Below are 388 nucleotides of genomic sequence, written 5' to 3'. Positions count from 1 at the left end.
TGACGGCAGGCTCGTCATTCTCGTGGTCGATGTTGCGCATAGACGCGAGGTTAACAAGCGCAGATAAAAAAAGAAAAGCCCCAGCAAGCTTGGCGGCAGCAGGGGCATTCAAGACAAGGAGATTATAGCATGGCTAGGTCTGAAGCCCAGAAACGTGCGGATAAGAAGTACGAAAAGAAACGTGCACCACGTAAGCATTACTGGCACTTTGAGTTCTATCCAGATAGTGCGCCGGAGAACTGGCGCGAGATTATCAACGGTTGGCTTGTCGACTGCCTTGTCTCACCGCTCCACGATTCCGATGTGAACGAGGACGGTACACCAAAGAAGCCGATGACAGCCAGCTCGAGGACGTGAAGCTCGATATCGAAGATGAGCAAGACCGATT

At 51.8% G+C, this 388-nt stretch carries 1 protein-coding gene; it reads left to right on the top strand.

Going from position 1 to position 388, the window contains the following annotated elements:
* The first annotated feature begins 129 nt into the window (after window positions 1–129).
* On the top strand, window positions 130–357 hold the full coding sequence (locus NE591_RS13140; protein WP_256156850.1) for a Rep family protein: 228 nt from the start codon (window positions 130–132) through the stop codon (window positions 355–357).
* Window positions 358–388 lie beyond the last annotated feature (31 nt).

This window comes from Adlercreutzia sp. DFI.6.23 (genome assembly GCF_024462535.1).
Taxonomy (GTDB): Bacteria; Actinomycetota; Coriobacteriia; order Coriobacteriales; family Eggerthellaceae; genus Adlercreutzia; species Adlercreutzia rubneri.
The sequence above is the reverse complement of the archived record's forward strand: the minus strand, read 5'-3'. Positions and strand labels throughout refer to the sequence as shown.

What these genes read in the sequence shown, in the direction of transcription:
- NE591_RS13140 (WP_256156850.1), top strand. Translation starts at nt 130, where the DNA reads ATGGCTAGGTCTGAAGCCCAGAAACGTGCGGATAAGAAGTACGAAAAG.